The sequence below is a fragment of the Streptomyces sp. NPDC050988 genome (assembly GCF_044456225.1).
GTDB lineage: Bacteria > Actinomycetota > Actinomycetes > Streptomycetales > Streptomycetaceae > Streptomyces.
The window spans coordinates 993,438-1,013,237 of the sequence record NZ_JBITFQ010000001.1; the positions used below are offsets into that span (position 1 = coordinate 993,438).

Annotated in this window: 14 protein-coding genes; 10 read left to right on the plus strand and 4 right to left on the minus strand. The window is 70.2% G+C overall.

The features are described from left to right. The first annotated feature begins 68 nt into the window (after window positions 1–68). From ACIBEI_RS04450 to ACIBEI_RS04470, 5 genes are all read left to right on the plus strand, one after another. Window positions 69–2,000: an HAD-IIIC family phosphatase gene (locus tag ACIBEI_RS04450; RefSeq protein WP_398884895.1), complete on the plus strand. Its 1,932-nt coding sequence runs from the start codon at window positions 69–71 to the stop codon at window positions 1,998–2,000. Beyond that, window positions 1,997–2,224, plus strand: a complete 228-nt coding sequence (locus tag ACIBEI_RS04455) for a phosphopantetheine-binding protein (protein WP_398884897.1) — start codon at window positions 1,997–1,999, stop codon at window positions 2,222–2,224. The genes ACIBEI_RS04450 and ACIBEI_RS04455 overlap by 4 nt, the downstream gene beginning before the upstream one ends. Beyond that, entirely contained in the window at window positions 2,221–2,985 is a 765-nt protein-coding gene (locus ACIBEI_RS04460; protein ID WP_398884898.1) for a 2-oxo acid dehydrogenase subunit E2, read from the plus strand. Before ACIBEI_RS04455 ends, ACIBEI_RS04460 begins: the two co-directional genes overlap by 4 nt. Before the next feature lie 201 nt (window positions 2,986–3,186). Beyond that, window positions 3,187–4,377: an ATP-grasp domain-containing protein gene (locus tag ACIBEI_RS04465; RefSeq protein WP_398884900.1), complete on the plus strand. Its 1,191-nt coding sequence runs from the start codon at window positions 3,187–3,189 to the stop codon at window positions 4,375–4,377. Between the two features lie 64 nt (window positions 4,378–4,441). Beyond that, on the plus strand, window positions 4,442–6,112 hold the full coding sequence (locus tag ACIBEI_RS04470; RefSeq protein WP_398884902.1) for a carbohydrate binding domain-containing protein: 1,671 nt from the start codon (window positions 4,442–4,444) through the stop codon (window positions 6,110–6,112). Window positions 6,113–6,178: 66 nt separating this feature from the next. On the opposite strand, the gene ACIBEI_RS04475 is transcribed toward ACIBEI_RS04470, so the two are convergent. From ACIBEI_RS04475 to ACIBEI_RS04490, 4 genes are all read right to left on the minus strand, one after another. Continuing rightward, window positions 6,179–7,051: a sulfotransferase family protein gene (locus ACIBEI_RS04475; protein ID WP_398884904.1), complete on the minus strand. Its 873-nt coding sequence runs from the start codon at window positions 7,049–7,051 to the stop codon at window positions 6,179–6,181. Window positions 7,052–7,202: 151 nt separating this feature from the next. Beyond that, on the minus strand, window positions 7,203–10,256 hold the full coding sequence (locus ACIBEI_RS04480; protein ID WP_398884906.1) for an alpha-mannosidase: 3,054 nt from the start codon (window positions 10,254–10,256) through the stop codon (window positions 7,203–7,205). A gap of 29 nt (window positions 10,257–10,285) precedes the next feature. Next, entirely contained in the window at window positions 10,286–11,623 is a 1,338-nt protein-coding gene (locus ACIBEI_RS04485) for a 6-phospho-beta-glucosidase (RefSeq protein WP_398884908.1), read from the minus strand. Window positions 11,624–11,693: 70 nt separating this feature from the next. Next, entirely contained in the window at window positions 11,694–12,443 is a 750-nt protein-coding gene (locus ACIBEI_RS04490; protein WP_055614767.1) for a DeoR/GlpR family DNA-binding transcription regulator, read from the minus strand. Window positions 12,444–12,591: 148 nt separating this feature from the next. Here ACIBEI_RS04490 and ACIBEI_RS04495 point away from each other — a divergent pair, with 148 nt between their 5' ends. From ACIBEI_RS04495 to ACIBEI_RS04515, 5 genes are read left to right on the plus strand one after another with little or no spacing between them, the layout of a single operon-like run. After that, window positions 12,592–13,656, plus strand: a complete 1,065-nt coding sequence (locus ACIBEI_RS04495) for a carbohydrate kinase family protein (RefSeq protein ID WP_398884911.1) — start codon at window positions 12,592–12,594, stop codon at window positions 13,654–13,656. A 49-nt stretch (window positions 13,657–13,705) separates the two neighbouring features. Beyond that, complete coding sequence (locus ACIBEI_RS04500) at window positions 13,706–14,992, plus strand: extracellular solute-binding protein (protein ID WP_398884913.1); 1,287 nt, start codon at window positions 13,706–13,708, stop codon at window positions 14,990–14,992. Beyond that, the gene (locus tag ACIBEI_RS04505) at window positions 14,992–15,954 is read left to right on the plus strand and encodes a carbohydrate ABC transporter permease (RefSeq protein WP_398884914.1); all 963 of its coding nucleotides are present in this window, start codon (window positions 14,992–14,994) and stop codon (window positions 15,952–15,954) included. Before ACIBEI_RS04500 ends, ACIBEI_RS04505 begins: the two co-directional genes overlap by 1 nt. A 14-nt stretch (window positions 15,955–15,968) precedes the next feature. Continuing rightward, complete coding sequence (locus ACIBEI_RS04510; protein ID WP_398884916.1) at window positions 15,969–16,865, plus strand: carbohydrate ABC transporter permease; 897 nt, start codon at window positions 15,969–15,971, stop codon at window positions 16,863–16,865. Beyond that, window positions 16,865–19,780 (plus strand): glycoside hydrolase family 2 TIM barrel-domain containing protein, encoded by a 2,916-nt coding sequence (locus tag ACIBEI_RS04515; RefSeq protein WP_398884918.1) that lies wholly within the window; start codon window positions 16,865–16,867, stop codon window positions 19,778–19,780. Before ACIBEI_RS04510 ends, ACIBEI_RS04515 begins: the two co-directional genes overlap by 1 nt. Window positions 19,781–19,800: the final 20 nt, after the last annotated feature.

Below are 19,800 nucleotides of genomic sequence, written 5' to 3' on the forward strand. Positions count from 1 at the left end.
GCTGCTCGCGCCGTTCCCCGCGCCCCTACGGAGCCGCCGAGTACGAGGAGAGCCATGAGAGGAGAGCCATGACAGGGGCGTCCCGCTCCGAACGTCCGGTGGCGAGCGGGCCTTCGACGTTGCTCGATCTGCACCGTGAAGGGCGGCTCGTCCGTGAGTATCCCGGCGTTCGGCGGCTGCTCGACGGGGCCTCGGACGTCGAACTCGCCCGGGCCGGGCAGCTGTTGGCGCGGCTCGATCCGGACGAGGTGGTGGCGGAGCATCCGGCCGTGCCGGTCGTGACCGTCGCCGTCACCGGGCACGGCACGCTGGCACCGCTGCTGCCGTCCCTGACCGTCGAACTGGCCCGCCACGGGCTGCTGTTGCGGCCGCATCTCGCGGACTTCGACGCGTACGTCTTCGACCTGGCCGACCAGGGCGGCGAGCTGTACCGGGCCGATCTGGCCCTCTGTGTGCTGGACCCGATGGTGGTCTTCGACGAGGTTCCGGTTCCCTGGGGGCCCGAGGACGTGGAGCGGGTGGCGCGGGAGCGGATCGGGACGCTGGCGGGGCTGGTCGCGCGGTTCGCGGAGTCCGCGCGCGGGACGCTCGTCCTCAACACCCTGCCGCTGCCGAGGCGGTTCACCGCGCAGCTCGTCGATCACCGGTCGCGGGCGCGGCTCGGGGCGGTGTGGCGGGAGGCCAACGCGCGGCTGCTGCGGCTGGCGGAGGAGCACGGGAGGGTCGTCGTCCTCGACCTCGATCCGCTGGCCGGCGAGGGCGTGCCCGTGGTCGAGCCGCGGCTGAGCCAGTACACCAGGACGCACCTCTCCCCCGCCCTGCTCGCCGCGTACGCCCGCGAGGTCGGGCATCTGGCCCGGCATCGGGCCGGACAGGGCAAGAAGGCCCTCGTCCTGGACCTGGACGGCACGCTGTGGGGCGGGATCCTCGGCGAGGACGGCCCGGACGGCATCGAGACCGGAGCCGACGGCACGCACCGCGGCGCGGCCCATCACGCGTTCCAGCGGTTCGTCGGCCAACTCGCCGCGCAGGGCGTGCTGCTGGCCGCCGTCAGCAAGAACGACCCCGAACCGGTCGGCGAGGTACTGCGCGGGCATCCCGGCATGTTCCTGCGCGAGGACGACTTCGTCCGGGTCGTCGCCAACTGGCGGCCCAAGCACGACAACCTCACCGAACTCGCCAAGGCGCTCAACCTGGGCGTGGACAGCTTCGTGTTCGTGGACGACAGCCCGTACGAGTGCGGGCTCGTCCGCCATGAGCTGCCCGGTGTCGCCGTCGTGCCCGTGAACGGCGAACCGGCCCTGCACATCGAGGCGTTGCTGCGCGACGGCTGGTTCGACGCCCCTGAGCTGACCCGCGAGGACGTCACACGGGTCGCCCAGTACCGCGACGAGCTGGTCCGCAAGGACTTCCTCGACGGCTTCGACTCCCTCGACGAGTACCTGCGGCAGCTGCGGGTCGAGGTCCACCTCGTCGAGGCCGGCCCCGCCGAGGTGGCCCGGCTCTCCCAACTCACCCTGCGCACCAACCAGTTCAACCAGACGACCCTGCGGCTGGGGCCCGCCGAGGTGCGCGCCCTCCTCGACGATCCGGCGGCGCGCGTCCTCGCCGTCCGTGCCGCCGACCGCTTCGGGGACAACGGCGTCGTGGGCGCGGTGTTCACGCGCCGGCACGGCGACACCGTCCACATCGACAACTTCCTGCTCAGCTGCCGGGTGTTCTCCCGAGGCATCGAGCAGACCGCGCTCTGTGCCGTGCTGCGACACGCCCGCGCGCACGGCGCCCGTGCGGTGCGCGCGAACTACCGGGCCACACCGAAGAACACCAAGGTCAAGGACTTCTACCCGAGGAACGGCTTCGCCCTGGTCGCGGACGAGAACACGACAGCCACCTGTCAGCACGACGGCACGACCGTGACGTACGAGCACGACCTCGCGGTCCTGCCCGTGCCGCCCGCACACGTCCACTTCACTGAGATCCCGGGAGACGACGGCACGTGAACTCCATCGACGACTTCCTCATCCTCCTCCAGGACGACCTGGGCCTGCCGGTGACCGGCGCGGACGTCGGCGCGGGGCTCGACCGGGTGCCCGGCTGGGACTCCGTGCACCTGCTCTCGCTCCTCGCGCTCCTGGAGCGCACGACCGGCCGCGCGCTCCCCCTGGCGGAGGCCCTGGACGCCCGCAGCCTGGAGGAGATCTACGCGCTGGCGGTGGCCTCGTGAGGGTCTCACCGGTCGCCCGCGAGCGCCGCCACACCCTGGCCTTCCTCGACGGCATCCGGTCCTTCGCGCCGGTGTTCCTCGGGACGTCGGTCGACATGGGCAACGTACGGGAGCACCGCGCCGGGCAGCTGTCGGAGCGCCGGATCTCCACGGTCACGTACGTGCTTCATGTGGCCGCGCGGGTACTGGCCGCGCACCCCGAGGCGAACGCCGCGCTCCGGGGCCGGTCCAGGGTCGCCCGCTACGACGGTGTGCACGGCAAGTTCACGCTCGACCGCACGCTGGGCGGCCGCCGGGTGGTGCTGTCGGCCGTGCTGCCGGATCTGGAGCGGGCCTCTCTCGCCGAGGTCCAGGAGCGCGTCGACCACTTCCGCGACGGCGATCCCGAGACGATGCCGGAGTTCGCCGGCGTCCGCGCGCTCCAGCGCCTGCCCCGGCCGCTGCGCACCCTCGCCTACCGTGCCGCGACCCGTCCGCTGCACAGGCGGGCCTCGACGACCGGCACGTTCGCGGTGAGTTCGCTCGGCCACCGTCCGGTGGAGGCGTTCCACTCCGTCGGCGGAACCACGATCACGCTCGGGCTCGGCGCGACCGCCGACCGCCCCGCGGTCCGTGACGGGAGGGTCGTCGTCGCTCCGGTGCTGCCGTTGAGCCTCACCTTCGACCACCGTGTGATCGACGGCGCCGAGGCGGCGGACGTGCTCGCCGAGATCAAGGAGGGCCTGGAGTCCTTCAAGGGGAGCGCGGTACAGGGGGCCTGACGTGCCTCAGGAGCACCGGTGGGCCCGTCCGGGGATTCTGTAACACGCACGTAGCAGCGAGCAGGCTGCGCAGGCCCTATGATCGGCCCTACACAACCGCCACGGACTCCCGTTTTCGAACGGCGGTTTTGTGTACCCCTTTACTCCTTTGCCGAGCACGGCCTGCTTCGTCGTGCCCGCGAACCCTGAAAGGCGGCCTGCATGGTCTCTCGCGTACGCGTCTGGCTCAACCGCACGTACGCGGAGAACGTGTTCTTCATGGATCAGCTACGGCGAAATCCGTGCGGCAGGGCCGTCGAGATCCACGCGACCCACGGCGACGCCGACTCCCCCATCCTCGCCGCCGCCGACGTGGCCGCGCTGGAGCCGGAGGGGCTGTCCCCGGCGGCGTACGTCGAGTACGCGCTCGACCAGTGCGCCCGGCACTCCATCGACGTGTTCGTGCCGGTCCTGCACCAGGCGACGCTCGTCGAGCACCGCGAGGAGTTCGCCGCGGTCGGTACGGCGCTGCTCGCCCCGCCCGCGGAGGCCGTGCACACGTTCCAGGACAAGGTGATCGCGTATGAGGCGGTCGAGAAGCTCGGCATTCCGGCACCGCCGTGGTGGCGGGTGCGGACCCCGGAGGAACTGGTCACGGCGGTCGACGCGCTGGAGGCCGACGGCCACAAGGCGTGCTTCAAGCCGGCCTCCGGTGCGGGCGGCGTCGGTTTCCGCATCATCACGCGGACCCCCTTCTCCCTGATGCACCTGAACGGCTTTCCCAGCCCGTACGTGCCGCTGGACATGGTCGTCGAGGCGCTGAAGCAGGCCGACGAGCCGGTGGACTGGCTGGTCATGCCGCGTCTGGAGCAGCCGGAGGTGTCCGTGGACTGCCTGACCGGTCCGGACGGACGGGTACGGATGGCCGTGGGCCGGACCAAGAACGGCCGGCGGCGCGGCTTCACGCTCGACCCCAAGTGGATCGAGCCGTCCCGGCTGCTCGCGGAGTCGTTCGGGCTGCACTACCTGACGAACATTCAGTTCCGGATGCTCGGTGACGAGCCGGTCCTCATGGACGTGAACACCCGCCCGGCGGGCGGCCTGCACCAGCTCTCGCAGTGCGGCATCAACGCACCCTGGGCGGCGGTGCGGCTGGCCCTCGGCGAGGAGCCCGGCGACGTGGTCCCGCCGTTCCTCGGCCAGGACTACACGGTCGTCGCGGGACCGCGTGCGGTACGGCCGGTGTCGCTGCCGCAGCAGCGCGCGGAGCTGGACCGCCCCGTCCCCCCGGCCGCGACCACGACCGCCGCGGAGCCCGCCGTCGATGCCCAGCCGGCCCAGAAGGCGCAGACCGCCCAGGCACCTCATCCGGCTCAGGCGGCACAGACTTCGGACAGTCCCTTGACAGTCTGATTGGTCCATACCAACTTGGTGAGCGTGTCAACTCCCGTACCCCCCATTCGTTCAGGGAGATCACGTGCGCCTCAGACGTTCCAGAAACCGTTTCCTCGCCCTGCTCGCTTCGGCCGCCCTGGCACTCGCCGGGGCGGTCGCCCTGCCGGGCACCGCCCAGGCGGCCAACCTGCTGTCCAACGCCGGCTTCGAGTCGGGCGGCCTCTCCCCCTGGTCCTGCTCGGGCAACCTCGGCTCGATCGTGTCGAGCCCGGTCCACGGGGGCACCAAGGCCCTTGCGGGCGCGGCGAGTTCGAGTGACACCGCCAAGTGCAGCCAGACCGTGTCGGTCCAGCCGAACACCGCGTACCGCCTGACGGGCTGGGTGCGCGGCAGCTACGCCTACCTGGGCGTGGACGGCGGGCCGTCGACCTGGACCCAGTCCCCCTCCGCCTACAGCCAGTTGACCGTGCCGTTCACCACCGGCGCGTCACAGACCAGCGCGACGATCTACACCCACGGCTGGTACGCGCAGGGCACCTACCAGGCCGACGACATCAGCCTCGACGGTCCTGGCGGCGGCTCGGACACCCAGGCGCCGACGGCCCCCTCGACCCTGCGCTCCACCGGGAAGACCTCGTCGAGCGTGTCGCTGGCGTGGAACGCGTCGAGCGACAACGTGGGCGTCACCGCGTACGACATCTACAGCGGTGCGAACCAGGTGCTCAGTGTCTCCGGGACCAGTGCCACGGTCAGCGGGCTCTCGCCGAGCACCGCGTACACGTTCACCGTGCGGGCCCGGGACGCGGCCGGGAACCGGTCGGCCGCCTCCAACTCCCTTGCCGTCACTACCGATCCGGGCGGTGGGGGTACCGGCTTCAAGCAGGCCGCGCCCTATCTGTACCTCGGCTGGGGTGACCCGCCGAGCGCCCCGTCGGTGATGAACTCGACCGGCGTGAAGTGGTTCACAATGGCGTTCATCCTCTCCTCGGGCGGCTGCAACCCGGCCTGGGACGGGTCGCGTCCGCTGACCGGCGGCAACGACCAGTCCGTCATCAACTCCATCCGCTCGGCGGGCGGCGACATCGTCCCGTCCATCGGCGGCTGGAGCGGCAACAAGCTGGGGCCGAACTGCTCGACACCCGAGGCGCTCGCCGGCGCGTACCAGAGGGTGATCGACGCATACGGACTGAAGGCGATCGACGTCGACATCGAGAACACCGACGAGTTCGAGAACGAGGTCGTCCAGGACCGGATTCTCAACGCCCTGAAGATCGTCAAGCAGAACAACCCCGGGCTGAGGACGATCATCACCTTCGGCACGTCGACGACCGGCCCGACCTACTGGGGCAACCGGCTCATTGAGCGGGCCTCGGCGCTGGGCGCCAACATCGACGTCTTCACCATCATGCCGTTCGACTTCGGCGGCGGCGCCGACATGTACGGCAACACGGTGAACGCGACGGAGGGCCTGAAGACCAAGCTCAAGTCGGTCTTCGGCTGGGACGACGCCACGGCCTACGCGCACATCGGCATCTCCGGCATGAACGGTCTGAGCGACCAGCAGGAGCTCACCTCGCCGGCGACGTGGACGCAGATCCGGGACTGGGCGAACTCCCACCACATCGCCCGCCTCGCGTTCTGGTCGGTCAACCGCGACCGGCCGTGCCCCGGCGGCGGCGTGGTCAGCAACTGCTCCGGCATCAGCCAGAGCAACTGGCAGTTCACGTCGATCACGGCGGGTTTCACCGGCTGACGGCCGCGCGAGGGGCCCGAGAAGTCCCCCCCAGGGTCCCCAGGCGGCTCTCAAGGGGGTGCCCGGTCAGTCGACCGGGTACCCCCACGCCTTCGCCAACTCGGTCAGGCGCGGCGGTAGTTGGGCCGTCGGGTCGGCCGGGCGGGCCTGCTGGATGCGGCCCGACCTGATGGTGGGGCTCCAGTCGCCGAGCTGCGGGCGGAAGTCGCCGTGGTCCTTCTGGCCGTAGTCGAGCATCGTGCTCTCCCAGGGGACACCGAGGTACTCGCACAGGCCGCGGGTGGTCCGCTCCGGGTGGGCGGTGAGGTCCTCGTACGTCATCACATGGGCGTCGAGGGTGCGGCGGGCCTCGTCCAGCTTCTCGCTGTAGTCGAGGACCTCGGCGCGGATCTGTTCGTGGTCCGGGTCGGTGCGGCGCTCGGTGAGCGAGGCGACGACCGCGCCGGGGTGGCGGAGCAGCACGATGTAGCGGGCGTTGGGCCAACATCGGTGCAGGCGCGGCCACATGAGGGTGTTCGGCGGGGTCTTGTCGACGATGATCTGCTTGCCGCTGCGGGCGAGTTCCAGGTGCAGCACCCGGTCCCACAGCACATGCTCCAGCTCGTCCTTGTCGAGTTCGAGCGCCTTCATGGCGTCGGCGGTGAAGTCGCGCGACAGATTGATGTGCAGGGTGCGCAGATGCATCTCGTGCGGGGCGCGGATCCTGCTGTGGCTGTTCAGCAGGACCCTCAGCAGGGTCGAGCCCGAGCGCACGGAGGAGAGGACGAAGACCGGCGAGTCCACCAGCCGCGGGGCGGGCGGAGCGGTGTACGAGTCCCCGTCGGTCCTGGGCGCGGGCATGGCGTCGAGGCTCCGGCGCGGCGGGCTCACCGCCTGCGCCATCAGCCTTCCCCTGCGCCTCAGCCCTTTGCCGATCGCGGACATTCGCGGGTCTCGCACGGTGACACCTTTCTCTCGCACTGCCCCACATCAGAGGGGCGACGGGCGAACTCCAGGTGTCGTGCAGGGAACGGGCACTGGTCACGGCGGGCGCTGGACCCGCCGTGACCAGGCGTCTTACCGCTTCCTTAATTCTTCATGGGAAGCGTGGTCACTGGTTCCCCACCGCCAGGCGCAGCGTCTGGATCTCGAAGGGCCGCAGGGTGACGGACACACTGTCGCCGTCCGTGTCCGCGCTGGTCAGCGGGCGTTCCAGGAGATCGGTGAGCTGGGCCCCGGCGAGCGGGAAGCTCGTGCGCAGGGTGCCCTGTGCCCGGCCGCCGAGGGACTCGTAGACGCGTACGACGACATCGCCCGAGGCGTCGTCGGCGAGCTTGACCGACTCGATGGTCACGCCCCCGCCGCCGTCCACGGACACGACCGGCTCGGGGGTGCCCGCCGAGTCCGCCACCCGCAGCGGCAGGTTGAGCGAGTAGCCCTCGGCGACGGCGTCCTCGATGGTCGCGCCCGGCAGCAGCGCGTAGGTGAAGCGGTGCTTGCCCTGGTCGGCCTCCGGGTCCGGGATGCGCGGGGCGCGGACCAGGCTGAGGTGGACCGTGGTGGTCGTGCCGCCGTCCTCGCGGACCGTGCGGGTGACGTCGTGGCCGTAGGTGGAGTCGTTGATGACCGCTACGCCGTAGCCGGGTTCGCCGATGTGGACCCAGCGGTGGCCGGAGACCTCGAAGCGGGCCGACTCCCAGCTGGTGTTGGTGTGCGTGGGCCGCTGGATGTGGCCGAACGCGATCTCGGCGGACGAGTGGGCCGCCCGGACGTCCACCGGGAAGCCCGCCTTGAGGAACTTCTCGGCCTCGTGCCAGTCGATGTCCGTCTCGAAGTCGATACGGGGGCTGCCGGCGCGCAGGCTGATCGTCTGGGTGATGCGCGAGCCCTTGCCGAAGGAGCGCTCCACGCGGATCGCGCCCAGCAGCGGGTCCTCCTCGACCACGGTCACCGACTCCGCGTCCAGCAGGTCCGTGTAGCGGTTCTTGTAGTGCTTGTCGACGTCCCAGGCGTCCCAGTAGTTCGGGAGGTCCGTGTGCAGCCGGAGCAGGTTGCCCGTGTCGGCGAGGACCTCTCGGCCGCCGGCGCGCAGATCGCGTACGGAGGCAAGGGTGCCGTCCTCGGCGACCTCTACGCGGACCAGGCCGTTGTCGAGGACGCGACCGGTGACCGTCACCGGCTCGGGTACCTCGCCGGTGCCGAGGGGTGCGCTGCCGTTCGCGGGGACGACGGTGTGGGCGAGGGTGCCGTCGGCGGTCCGTACGACCTCCCGGCGCTCGACCGGGCTGGTGTTGAAGACGCGGGTGCCGCCCGTGCCGAGTGCGGTGACCGCCTCGGCTGTCAGCTCCTCGACCTCGACCGCGACGCGCGCGTACTCGGCCTCCGCCTCTCGGTGCACCCAGGCGATGGAGGACCCGGGCAGGATGTCGTGGAACTGGTGGAGCAGGACCGTCTTCCAGAGCCGGTCGAGCTTCTCGTGCGGGTAGGCGTAGCCGGGTGCGTGCAGCGCGGCCGTCGTGGCCCACAACTCGGCCTCGCGGAGCCTGTGTTCGCTCCTGCGGTTGCCCTGCTTGGTGCGGGCCTGCGAGGTGTAGGTGGCGCGGTGCAGCTCCAGGTAGAGCTCGCCGACCCAGACCGGGGCGTCCGGGTACTCCTCGCGGGCCTTGGCGAAGAACTCGTCGGGGTGCTCGACGACGACCTTGGGTGAGCCCTCCAGGTCGGCGAGCCTGCGCGCCCGTTCCATGATCTCGCGGGTGGGACCGCCGCCGCCGTCGCCCCAGCCGAAGGGGGCCAGCGAGCGCGTGGCGGCACCCTTCTCCTGGTAGTTGCGGGTGGCGCGGGCCATCTCCTCGCCGCTGAAGCGGGCGTTGTAGGTGTCGACGGGCGGGAAGTGCGTGAAGATCCGCGTGCCGTCGATGCCCTCCCACCAGAAGGTGTGGTGCGGGAACTTGTTGGTCTGGTTCCAGGAGATCTTCTGGGTGAGGAACCACTCGTTGCCGGCCAGCTTGGCGAGCTGCGGGTAGGCCGCGGTGTAGCCGAAGGAGTCGGGCAGCCAGACGCCCTTGGTCTCGACGCCGAAGTGCTCGATGAAGAACCGCTTGCCGTGGATGAGCTGACGGGCGACGGCCTCGCCGCCGGGCAGGTTGCCGTCGGCCTCGACCCACATGCCGCCGACCGGCGCCCACTGGCCCTTCTTGACGGACTCCTGGATGCGGGCCCAGACCTTCGGGTAGTTGTCGCGCACCCATTCGTACTGCTGGGCCTGTGAGCAGGCGAAGATGAAGTCGTCGTACTCGTCGGCGAGCGAGGTGACGTTCGAGAAGGTGCGGGACGTCTTGCGCTTGGTCTCGCGGATCGGCCAGAGCCAGGCGGAGTCGATGTGCGCGTGGCCGACGCCGGAGACGATGTGGGCGCTGGCGTTGGCGGGCTTGGACAGGGCGGGCTTGAGCGCGGCCCGTACGTCCGCCGCCGTGCCGGAGACGTCGTCGAGGTCCAGCAGGTCCAGGGCCCGGTCCAGGGTGTGCATGATCTCGTGCCGGCGCGGGTCGTGCTCGCCCAGCTCCAGCATCAGCTCGCGCAGCACCTGGACGTCGAGGTCGAGGTGCCAGACCTCCTCGTCGAGGACGGCGATGTCGGCGCGCTGGAAGGTGTAGATCGGCTTGTCGCCCGCGGTGAGGACGTCACCGAGCGGCGTGGGCCTCGCGAAGTCGTTGGCGAGGATGTCCGGGTTGGAGGCCGCCTCGACCAGGTAGTCGATCTGCTCGCCGCCGACGGCGGGGTTGGCGATCGCCACGTACTGGTTGAGGGGGTTGACGGCCTTCAGCGGGGTGCCGTCCGTGAGGTGGACGAGCGCCTCGGCCTGGTTGCCCGGCCAGTCGCCGATGAAGCCGAGGTCGATGACGGCCTCGACGCGCTTGCCCGCCCACTCGGCGGGAACCTGTCCGCGCATCCGGAACCAGGTGGTGCCCCAGGGCGGTCCCCAGGGGGTGTCCATCGCGAAGGGCTCGTACGAGGCGGCCGCGGCCTCCTCGAAGGGGACGGGCTCGCCCGGAGCCTGCCAGGCCTCGACCTCGAACGGTACGGAGGCGGCGTAGATCGCGGTCTTGATGCGCTGGTCGTGTACGCGCTGGACGCGCTCTTCGATCCGGCGGCGTTCGTCGTGCATCTCAAGTCTCCAGGTAGCGGGGAAAGCGCTTACTCAAGGTACGCCAAGCCGGGATGTGCCCCGGTGTATCCGTCGACCAGCCTGCGGGCGACGTTCACGGAGTCGACCAGCGGGTGCAGGGCGAAGGCCTTCACCGCCGTCGCGCGGGAACGCGACTCGGCGGCGGCGAGCACCTCGCGCTCCACCGCCTTCACCGCGCAGACCAGGCCGGTCGCGTGGTCCGGGAGCGGGGCGACGGCGACGGGGTGGGCGCCGTTGGCGTCGACGAGGCAGGGCACCTCGATGACGGCGTCCGTGTCGAGCACCGAGAGGGTGCCCTGGTTGCGGACGTTGAGGATCAGCGTGGTGCGCTCGTCGCGGGCGATGGCCCGCATCAGGGCGAGCGCCACCTTCTCGTAGCCGCCGGAGAGGTCGTCGGCGTCACGCTCGCCCGCGCCGGCCGTCTCCCGGTTCTCCGACATGTACGTGGCCTCGCGCTCGGCGCGCGTACGGTCCCAGGCGGTGAGCGCGGCGGCGTCCGGGCGCTTCATCTCCTCGTAGAAGTGCTCCTGCTGGTCGCGGAGGAAGGCGCCGCGGGTCTTCTCGGCCTCGCTGTAGGCGCGGACCGCTTCCCGGTTGAAGTAGTAGTAGTGCAGGTACTCGTTCGGGATCGCGCCGAGCGACTGGAGCCACTCGGTGCCGAAGAGCTTGCCCTCCTCGAAGGACCCGAGGAGGTCCGGGTCGGCGAGCAGCCGCGGAAGTTCGTCGCGTCCTGCGACGTGCAGGCCGCGCACCCAGCCCAGGTGGTTGAGGCCGACGTAGTCGATCCAGGCCTCACGCGGGTTGGCGCCGAGCACCCGGGCGATACGGCGGCCGAGGCCGACCGGCGAGTCGCAGATGCCGATGACGCGGTCGCCGAGGTGGCGGGACATGGCTTCGGTGACCAGCCCCGCCGGGTTGGTGAAGTTGATGAGCCAGGCGTCGGGCGCGAGCCGGGCCACACGCTGTGCGATGTCCACGGCGACGGGCACCGTGCGCAGGCCGTACGCGATGCCGCCGGCGCCGACCGTCTCCTGGCCGAGGACGCCCTGGTCGAGGGCGACCCGCTCGTCGGCCGCCCGGCCTTCGAGGCCGCCGACGCGGATCGCGGAGAAGATGAAGTCGGCGCCGCGCAGCGCTTCGTCGAGATCGGTGGTGGCGGTCACGGTCGGTGCGTCGGGGACGTCCGCGGCCTGCTCGGCGAGGACGCGGGCGACGGCGGAGAGCCGTCCCGCGTCCAGGTCGTGCAGCACGACGTCGGTGACGCGGCCCTCGCCGCGGTCCCCGAGGAGCGCCCCGTACACGAGCGGCACGCGGAACCCGCCGCCGCCCAGAATCGTCAGCTTCACGCAACTGCCCTTTCGATGTTCGTCGAGGTCATTGAGCCCCTCGATGTCCGTGAACCGGCGCGCACGCCGTTCACGTCAGCACCACGCGCACGCCCGCCTCCTCCAGGGCCGACCGCGTTCCGGCGTCCGCCGGTCCGTTGGTCACCACCACGTCCAGTTCCTCGGGCCCGCAGACCTTGGCCATGCCCGTGCCCGGGAACTTGGCGCGGTCGGCGAGCAGCACGACCCGCTCGGCCGCCTTGATCATCGCCCGCTTGACCGGCACCTCGACGACCGTCGTGTCCATCACCTGCCCGCCGGGGCGCACTCCACTGGTGCCGAGGAAGAGCCAGTCCGCGTGCAGCTGGCGCAGGTTGTCCTCGGTGAGGAAGCCGACCAGTGAGCGGTACTCGCGGCGGACCATGCCGCCGAGCAGCACCAGTTCGATGCCCTCGTCGTCCACCAGCTCCTCGTAGACCACGAGGTTGCTGGTGATCACGGTGATCCGGCGGCCGTGCAGCTGCCGGGCCAGCCGGTACGCGGTGGTGCCGATGTCGAGCAGCACCGACTGGCCGTCCTCGACCATCGCGGCGGCGCGTTCGGCTATGGCGTCCTTCTCGGCCACGCGCACCTCGGCGACCTCGGCGAAGGGCTGGTCGCCCTCCTCGGCGACCGCACCGCCGTGCACGCGGGTGAGCAGCCCCTCCTCCTCCAGTTTGAGCAGGTCACGCCGGACTGTGGCGGGGCTCACGCCCAGCTGCTCCGAGAGGTCGGTGACGGCTGCGGGGCCCCCGTTTCGCAGGGCCCGCAGGATGAGTTGATGTCGTCGCTCTGCCAGCACGCGCTGAACAGTACTCGTCATTCGCAATCATTTCTATGCTCAGTTCTGCTCGACTCTTGCCAAATCAGCCGGAGGCGCGCACGATCCTGTCCACCGAAACACGATCCCGTGCATCGAAAGTGAAGAGTTTTGACGAGAGGATGCGCTCGTGGGTGACGAACGGCCCGACGCGCGGCCCGATGTGCTGCTGACCGGGCTGCTCTTCTACGACCTCGTCCTGACCGGTCTGGGCAAGCCGCCGACCCCCGGCGAGGAGATCTGGACCGACGGGATGGGCACGAGCCCGGGCGGGATAGCGAACCTGGCCGTGGCCGCGGCCCGCTACGGCCTGAAGACGTCCCTGGCCACGGTGTTCGGCGACGACTACTACGGCGCCCACTGCCGTGAGGTCCTCGCGGAGCAGGAGCACATCGACCTCTCGCTCTCCCGTACCGCGGACGGCTGGCACACCCCGGTCACCGTCTCGATCGCGTACGGCCACGACCGCGCCCTGGTCACCCATGGCCAGGAACCCCCGTACTCGCAGGACGCGCTGATGGGCGACCCGCCCGCCGCGCGCACCGCCCTCGTGCACATCGAGGCCGAACCCCGCGAGTGGCTCGCCAAGGCGGCGGCGAACGGTACGAGGATCTTCGCGGACGTCGGCTGGGATCCCACCCAGCAGTGGTCCTCGGCCCTCCTCGACCAGCTCGCCCTGTGCCACGCCTTCGTCCCGAACGACACCGAGGCGATGGCGTACACCCGCACCGACACCGCGGCCGACGCGCTCTCCAAGCTCTCCGAGCTGGTGCCGGTGGCCGTGGTCACGCGCGGCCGTGACGGTGCGATCGCCGTCGACCAGACGACGGGCGAGTACGCCGACGTACCCGCCCTCGCCACCGAGGTGCTGGACGCGACGGGTGCCGGAGACGTCTTCGGCGCGAGTTTCGTCGCGGCCTCCCTCGAGGGCTGGCCCCTCGAAGAGCGGCTGCGCTTCGCGGTGCTGGCCGCCGGACTGTCCGTACAGCGGCACGGCGGGGCTCTTGCCGCGCCGGGCTGGTACGGCGTTCATCAGTGGTGGCGGTCGGTGCCGAACACCGGTACCTCCGAGAACACCGAACTGCGGCGCGCGTACGGCTTCCTGGCCGACCGCATGCCCGCGGACCCCGGCCCGCCCGTCCCCCACGCCCCGGTGACCCCACCCGCCCCCCACGGCATTCCTGATCTCCCCTGATGTCTCCCTTGATGCGAAGACCGAACACATCCGAAAGGCGGTGGGAGCTGTGCGGCTCTCACGAAGGGGCCTGCTCCGCGCGGGTCTGGCCGGTACGGCCGCCACGGCGCTCGGCGGCCTGGCGTCCGGCTGCGCCGTCCCGACCGGTTCGACCGGCCGGAACATGGTCCTGTGGTACTGGAGCGGCGGGCTGAGCGACACCGTCGTCAAGAAGGCCAAGGCGCGCTACGACTCGTCGGTCGACCTGGACGCGATCCAGATCGGCGGCTACTACCGCTCCAAGCTGATCACCACGATGACCGGTCAGGCCCACATCCCCGACATCGCGGGGCTCAAGGGCGAGGACATGGCGTCCTATCTGCCGAACGCGGACCAGTTCATCGATCTGCGGACCCTCGGCGCCGAGAAGCTCAAGAGCCAGTACCTGGACTGGAAGTGGCAGCAGGCGGTCGCACCGGACGGCAGCCTCATCGGCTTCCCCATCGACGTGGGCCCGGTCGTGCATTACTACCAGCCGGCGGTCTACGAGAAGGCCGGACTGGCGTACGAACCGGACGACGTGTCCTCGGAGATGAACACCTGGGACAAGTTCTTCGCGGCCGGTGAGCAGCTCAAGAAGCGCATCCCCGGCACGTACATCCTGACCGATGTCGGCAGCGTCTTCGAGATGTCGATCGGCCAGGGGACCACCCGGTACGTGGACCGGGACAAGCACTTCATCGGTGACGGCGAGCACGTACGCGACTGCTGGGACCGTGCGGTGGAGGCCAAGCGGCGCGGGATCGTCTCCGACCTCGTGACAGGCACCCCCGACTCCATCTCGGCCACCGAGAAGGGCCGGCTGCCCAGCCAGCTGAACGCCTCCTGGGCGGCCGGCGACCTCAAGCTGCAGTACCCGAAGACCAAGGGCAGGTGGCGGGTGGCGAACTGCCCGGGCGGCCCGTCGAACGTCGGCGGCTCGTTCCTGGCGATCACCAAGGCGTGCCGCGAACCCGAGAAGGCCTTCGAGATCATCACCTGGCTGCTCAACGCGGAGAACCAGGCCCAGGGCTTCGTCGACGCCGGACTCTTCCCGTCGACCCCCGCCTCGTACGAGATGAAGAAGCTGCGCGAGCCCGACCCGTTCTTCGGCGACCAGATCACGATGGACGTCTACGGGCCGGCCGCGGAGAAGATCCCGGTCGCCTTCAACAGCCCGTTCGACGTGGCGCTCGGGCAGCCGATCAAGGACGAGATAAAGAACGTCGGCGTCCTCGGCAAGGACCCCAAGAAGGCCTGGAGGGACGCCATGAGCAAGTGCCGGCGCATCGCGGACCACCTGGGGGTGAGTCACTGATGGCTACCGTGCCCCTGGTCGAGAAGCCCCCGGCGCCCGCCGTGGAGCCACCCACCCCCAACCCCAGGAAGAGCATCCTGAGCTACTGGCGGCTGTACGCCGCGATCTCCCCCTTCTATCTGCTCTTCCTCGCCTTCGGCCTGATCCCGGTCGGCTTCTCGCTGTATCTGTCGTTCCACCGCTGGGACGGCCTGGGCTCGATGGAGTACGCCGGGCTGTCGCAGTACAAGTACCTGCTGACGGACACCGACTTCTGGAGTTCGATCGGCAACACGATCATCATCTGGGCGCTGGCCACCTTCCCCATGATCTTCCTGGCGATGGTGACGGCCGTGATGCTCAACTCGGCGGTCCGCTTCAAGAAGATCTACCGCTTCGCGTTCTTCCTGCCCAACGTCACCTCGGTGGTGGCCGTCGCGATCATCTTCGGCTCGGTCTTCTCCACCAACTTCGGCCTGGTGAACGCCCTGTTGCAGGCGGTCGGACTCGACCAGGTGGCCTGGCTGAACACCCCGTGGGGCATCAAGGTCGCCATCGCCACCCTGATGACCTGGCAGTGGACCGGCTACAACGCGATCATCTTCCTCGCCGGACTCCAGACGATCCCCGGTGAGCTGTACGAGGCCTCGCGCGTCGACGGCGCCGGACCCGTCCAGACCTTCTTCCGGATCACACTGCCGATGATGCGGCCCGTGCTGCTCTTCGTCCTCGTGATCTCGACGGTCACCGGACTGCAGAGCTTCTCCGAACCCCAGGTGCTGCTGCAGACCACGGCCAACGAGTCGACGTTCTCGGGCGGTCCCGACCACGCCGGCCGGACGATGGTCCTCTACTTCTTCCAGCAGACCTTCGACAACAACGACTTCGGCTACGGCGCCGCCGTGGCCTGGGGCATCTTCCTCGTCGTCGTCATCTTCTCGATCATCAACTGGCGCTTGGTGCAGCGCCGGGGCGAGGACTAGGGAGGCCCGTCACCATGACAATCACCGATGTCAAGCCCACCGAGTCCGAGCCCGGCAAGGCCAGGCACAGTAAGAACAGGCGCATCGAGGGCACCCGGCGCAGGGGCATCGCCCTCCACGTCTCACTGATCCTCGGCGTGCTGCTCTCCGCGTTCCCGTTCTACTGGGCCGTGATCATGTCGACGCACTCGTCGACCGAGATCTTCTCCTATCCGCCGAAGCTGCTGCCCGGCTCGCACCTCGGCGACAACCTCAGCAAGCTCTTCGACAGCATCGATTTCTTCGGGTCGATGTTCAACTCGCTGCTCGTCGCCACCTCGGTGACGTTCCTCGTGCTCTTCTTCGACTCGCTGGCCGCGTTCGTCTTCGCGAAGTTCAGCTTCCCGGGCCGGGGGGTGCTGTTCGCCATGATGATGATGATCTTCATGGTGCCGGCGCAGCTGCAGGCCATCCCGCAGTTCGTGATCATGGCGAAGCTCGGCTGGATCGGCTCGATGACCTCGCTGGTCGTGCCGGCGGCCGCGAACGCGTTCGGCATCTTCTGGATGCGGCAGTACATGAAGAGCGCGATCCACGACGAGCTGCTCGACGCCTCCAAGCTCGACGGGGCGAGCTTCATGCGCCAGTACTGGCACGTGGCCCTGCCGGTCGTGCGGCCCGGTCTCGCCTTCCTCGGCATCTTCACCTTCATGGGCCAGTGGAACGACTACGCCTGGCCGTTGATCGCCCTCACCAACCCGGACAACGTGACCCTCCAGGTCGCGCTCTCCCAGCTCAACGGCGTCCACGGCACCACGGACTACGGGATGGTCATGACGGGTGCGGTACTGGCCCTCATCCCGCTGCTTATCGTCTTCGCGATCGGCGCCAAGCAGATCATCGCGGATCTCGGCAAGGGAGCCATTCGCTGATGCGACGCGATCACCTGATCGCCCTGCGCCCCTGGGAGGCACCCGAGGTGACCTCCTGGGGGCGGCTGGCCATGAACGCGGTGGACCGGCGCTCCGGTGCGCTGTCCCTGGACGGCTCCTGGCACTTCCAGCTGCTGCCCTCGCCCATGGGCTGCTCGGGCGAGTGGACCCGGATCGAGGTGCCGGGCACCTGGACCACCCAGAGCGGCGACGACCTCCCGCAGTACACCAACGCGCGGATGCCGTGGGGCGAGATCCCGCCCGCCTCGCCCGCCGCCAACCCGACGGGCATATACGAGCGTTCCGTCGACATCCCCGCCGACTGGGCCGGACGCCGGATCGTGCTCCAGGTCGGCGCCGCCGAGAGCGTGCTCCTGGTCCATGTGAACGGCCATCCGGTCGGCATCTCCAAGGACTCCCACCTCGCCGCCGAGTTCGACCTCTCCGACGTCGTACGCCCCGGAGACCCGGCCACCGTGCGGCTCACCGTCGTCAAGTGGTCCGACGCCTCGCACATCGAGGACCAGGACCAGTGGTGGCACGCCGGGATCACCCGCTCGGTGCTGCTGTACGCGACCGACCCGCTGTATCTCGCGGACGTGACCGTGCGGGCCCGGCGGGACGGACGGCTCCGGGTCGACTGCCAGGTGCGCGACGCGGCGGGACCGCTGCCCCAGGGGTGGTACGTCACCGGGGCGCTGGAGGGCCAGCTCCTCGCCCAGGACACCGAGTTCGACCGTTTCAACGCCGAGGACATGCGAGTGTCCGACTTCCTCGGCGAGGCCCGGCTGCGGGGCACCGTCGAGAACGTATGGCCGTGGACCGCCGAGACACCCGAGCTGTACGACCTGACCGTGCGCCTGCACCGGGCCGACGGCTCGGTCGCCGACACCTCCCAGCACCGGGTCGGGTTCCGGGACGTCGAGATCTGCGGCCGGGACCTGCTGGTCAACGGCGAGCGCGTCTACATCCGGGGCGTCAACCGGCACGACTTCCACCCGCTGACCGGCCGCACGGTCACCGCGGACGACATGCGCGCGGACCTGGTCGTCATGAAGCGCTTCGGCTTCAACGCGATCCGCACCGCCCACTACCCGAACGACCCGGCGCTGTACGACCTCGCCGACGAGCTGGGTTTCTACGTCGTGGACGAGGCGAACATCGAGTCGCACGACCACGCCCACGAGATCGCCGACGACCCCCGCTATCTGCCCGCCTTCGTGGACCGGGTCTCGCGCATGGTGCTGCGCGACAAGAACCACCCGTCGGTCATCATCTGGTCGCTCGGCAACGAGTCCGACTACGGCGCCAACCACGACGCGGCGGCGGGCTGGGTCCGGCGCCACGACCCGACCCGGCCGATCCAGTACGAGGGCGCGGCCAAGCTCGACTGGGCCGACCTCACGGTCGCCTCCGACATCGCCTGCCCGATGTACGCGCCGATCGAGGACTGTGTCGCGCACGCCCGGTCCGGGAAGCAGACCAAGCCGGTCATCCAGTGCGAGTACTCGCACGCCATGGGCAACAGCAACGGCACGCTCGCCGACACCTGGGCCGCCATCGAGTCCACCCCAGGTCTTCAGGGCGGCTTCATCTGGGAGTTCTGGGACCACGGCATTCTCCAGCGTGTGAACGACGGAAGACCTGCCGGGCGTGGGGGCGCCGGGCTGTACGAGCACGGAGTCGCCGCGCCCGGCCATCGCTGGGCCTACGGCGGCGACTTCGGCGAGACCATCCACGACGGGGCGTTCATCGCCGACGGCGTGGTGTTCCCGGACCGCACGCCCAAGCCCGTGATGTACGAGCACCGGGAGATCGCGGCGCCGGTCCGCCTCACCTACGGCCAGGGCGTGCTCCTGGTCCACAACCGGCAGCACTTCCGGAGCCTGGAATGGCTCGCCGCCGAGTGGCACCTCGTCCTCGCGGACGGCACCACGGTGACGGCACCGGCCGAGCTGCCCGACGTACTGCCGGGCGAGTCCGCGGCGGTGCCGCTGCCGTTCCCCGTCCCAGAGGGCGAGTCCTGGCTGACGCTGCGGGTCGTCACCGCGGACGACGAGGCCTGGGCGCCGCTCGGCACCGAGGTGTGCCTGCCGCAGGTCCGGCTGGGCGAGGCCGACTCCGACACGACGCCGGAGCCCGCGTCCGACCCGGCCGTCACGCTGGACGCGGACGCGCTGCTGGTCCATCCGCTGCTGACCGCCGCGCCCGTGCTCTCGCTGTGGCGGGCCCCCACCGACAACGACGAACTGGGCGGCATGGCGGCCCGCTGGCGCGACTGGGGGCTCGACGAACTCGTACGCAAGGTCGTGGACGTACGTGAGGAGGGCGCCCAGGTCGTCGTGGTCGCCGAGTACGCGACCGGCGCCGGGCCCGTCCGCCACGAGCAGGTGTTCACCCCGGTCGCCGGCGGCCTCCGGGTCGAGGAGTCGGCCGAACTGCCTCAGGGCCTCGACGACGTGGCCCGCGTCGGCACAGTCTTCGAGACGGTCCCCGGGCTCGATGTCCTGGACTGGTACGGGCAGGGCCCCTGGGAGTCCTACCCGGACCGGAGCACCGGCGCGCCCGTGGGACACCACTCGCTCCCGGTGGACGAGCTGTTCACCCCTTATCTGCGGCCACAGGAGAGCGGCGGCCGGCACGGTGTGCGGCGGTTCACGCTGTCGGCGCCGGACGCCACGGGGCTGACCGTGGAGCTCGGGGTGCCGGGGCAGGTCTCCGTCAACCGGTACCGGGCCGAGGACCTGGCCTCCGCCACGCACCACGACGAGCTGGTGCCGCGGCCCGGCTGTGTCGTGCACCTCGACACCGCGCACAGGGGGCTCGGCACGGCGTCGTGCGGGCCCGACACCTCGGCCGAGTACCTCGTCGCGCCGGGCACCCACCACTGGGCCTGGACGCTGCGCGTGCTCTGATCCCTGCCGCCGGCCCCTCC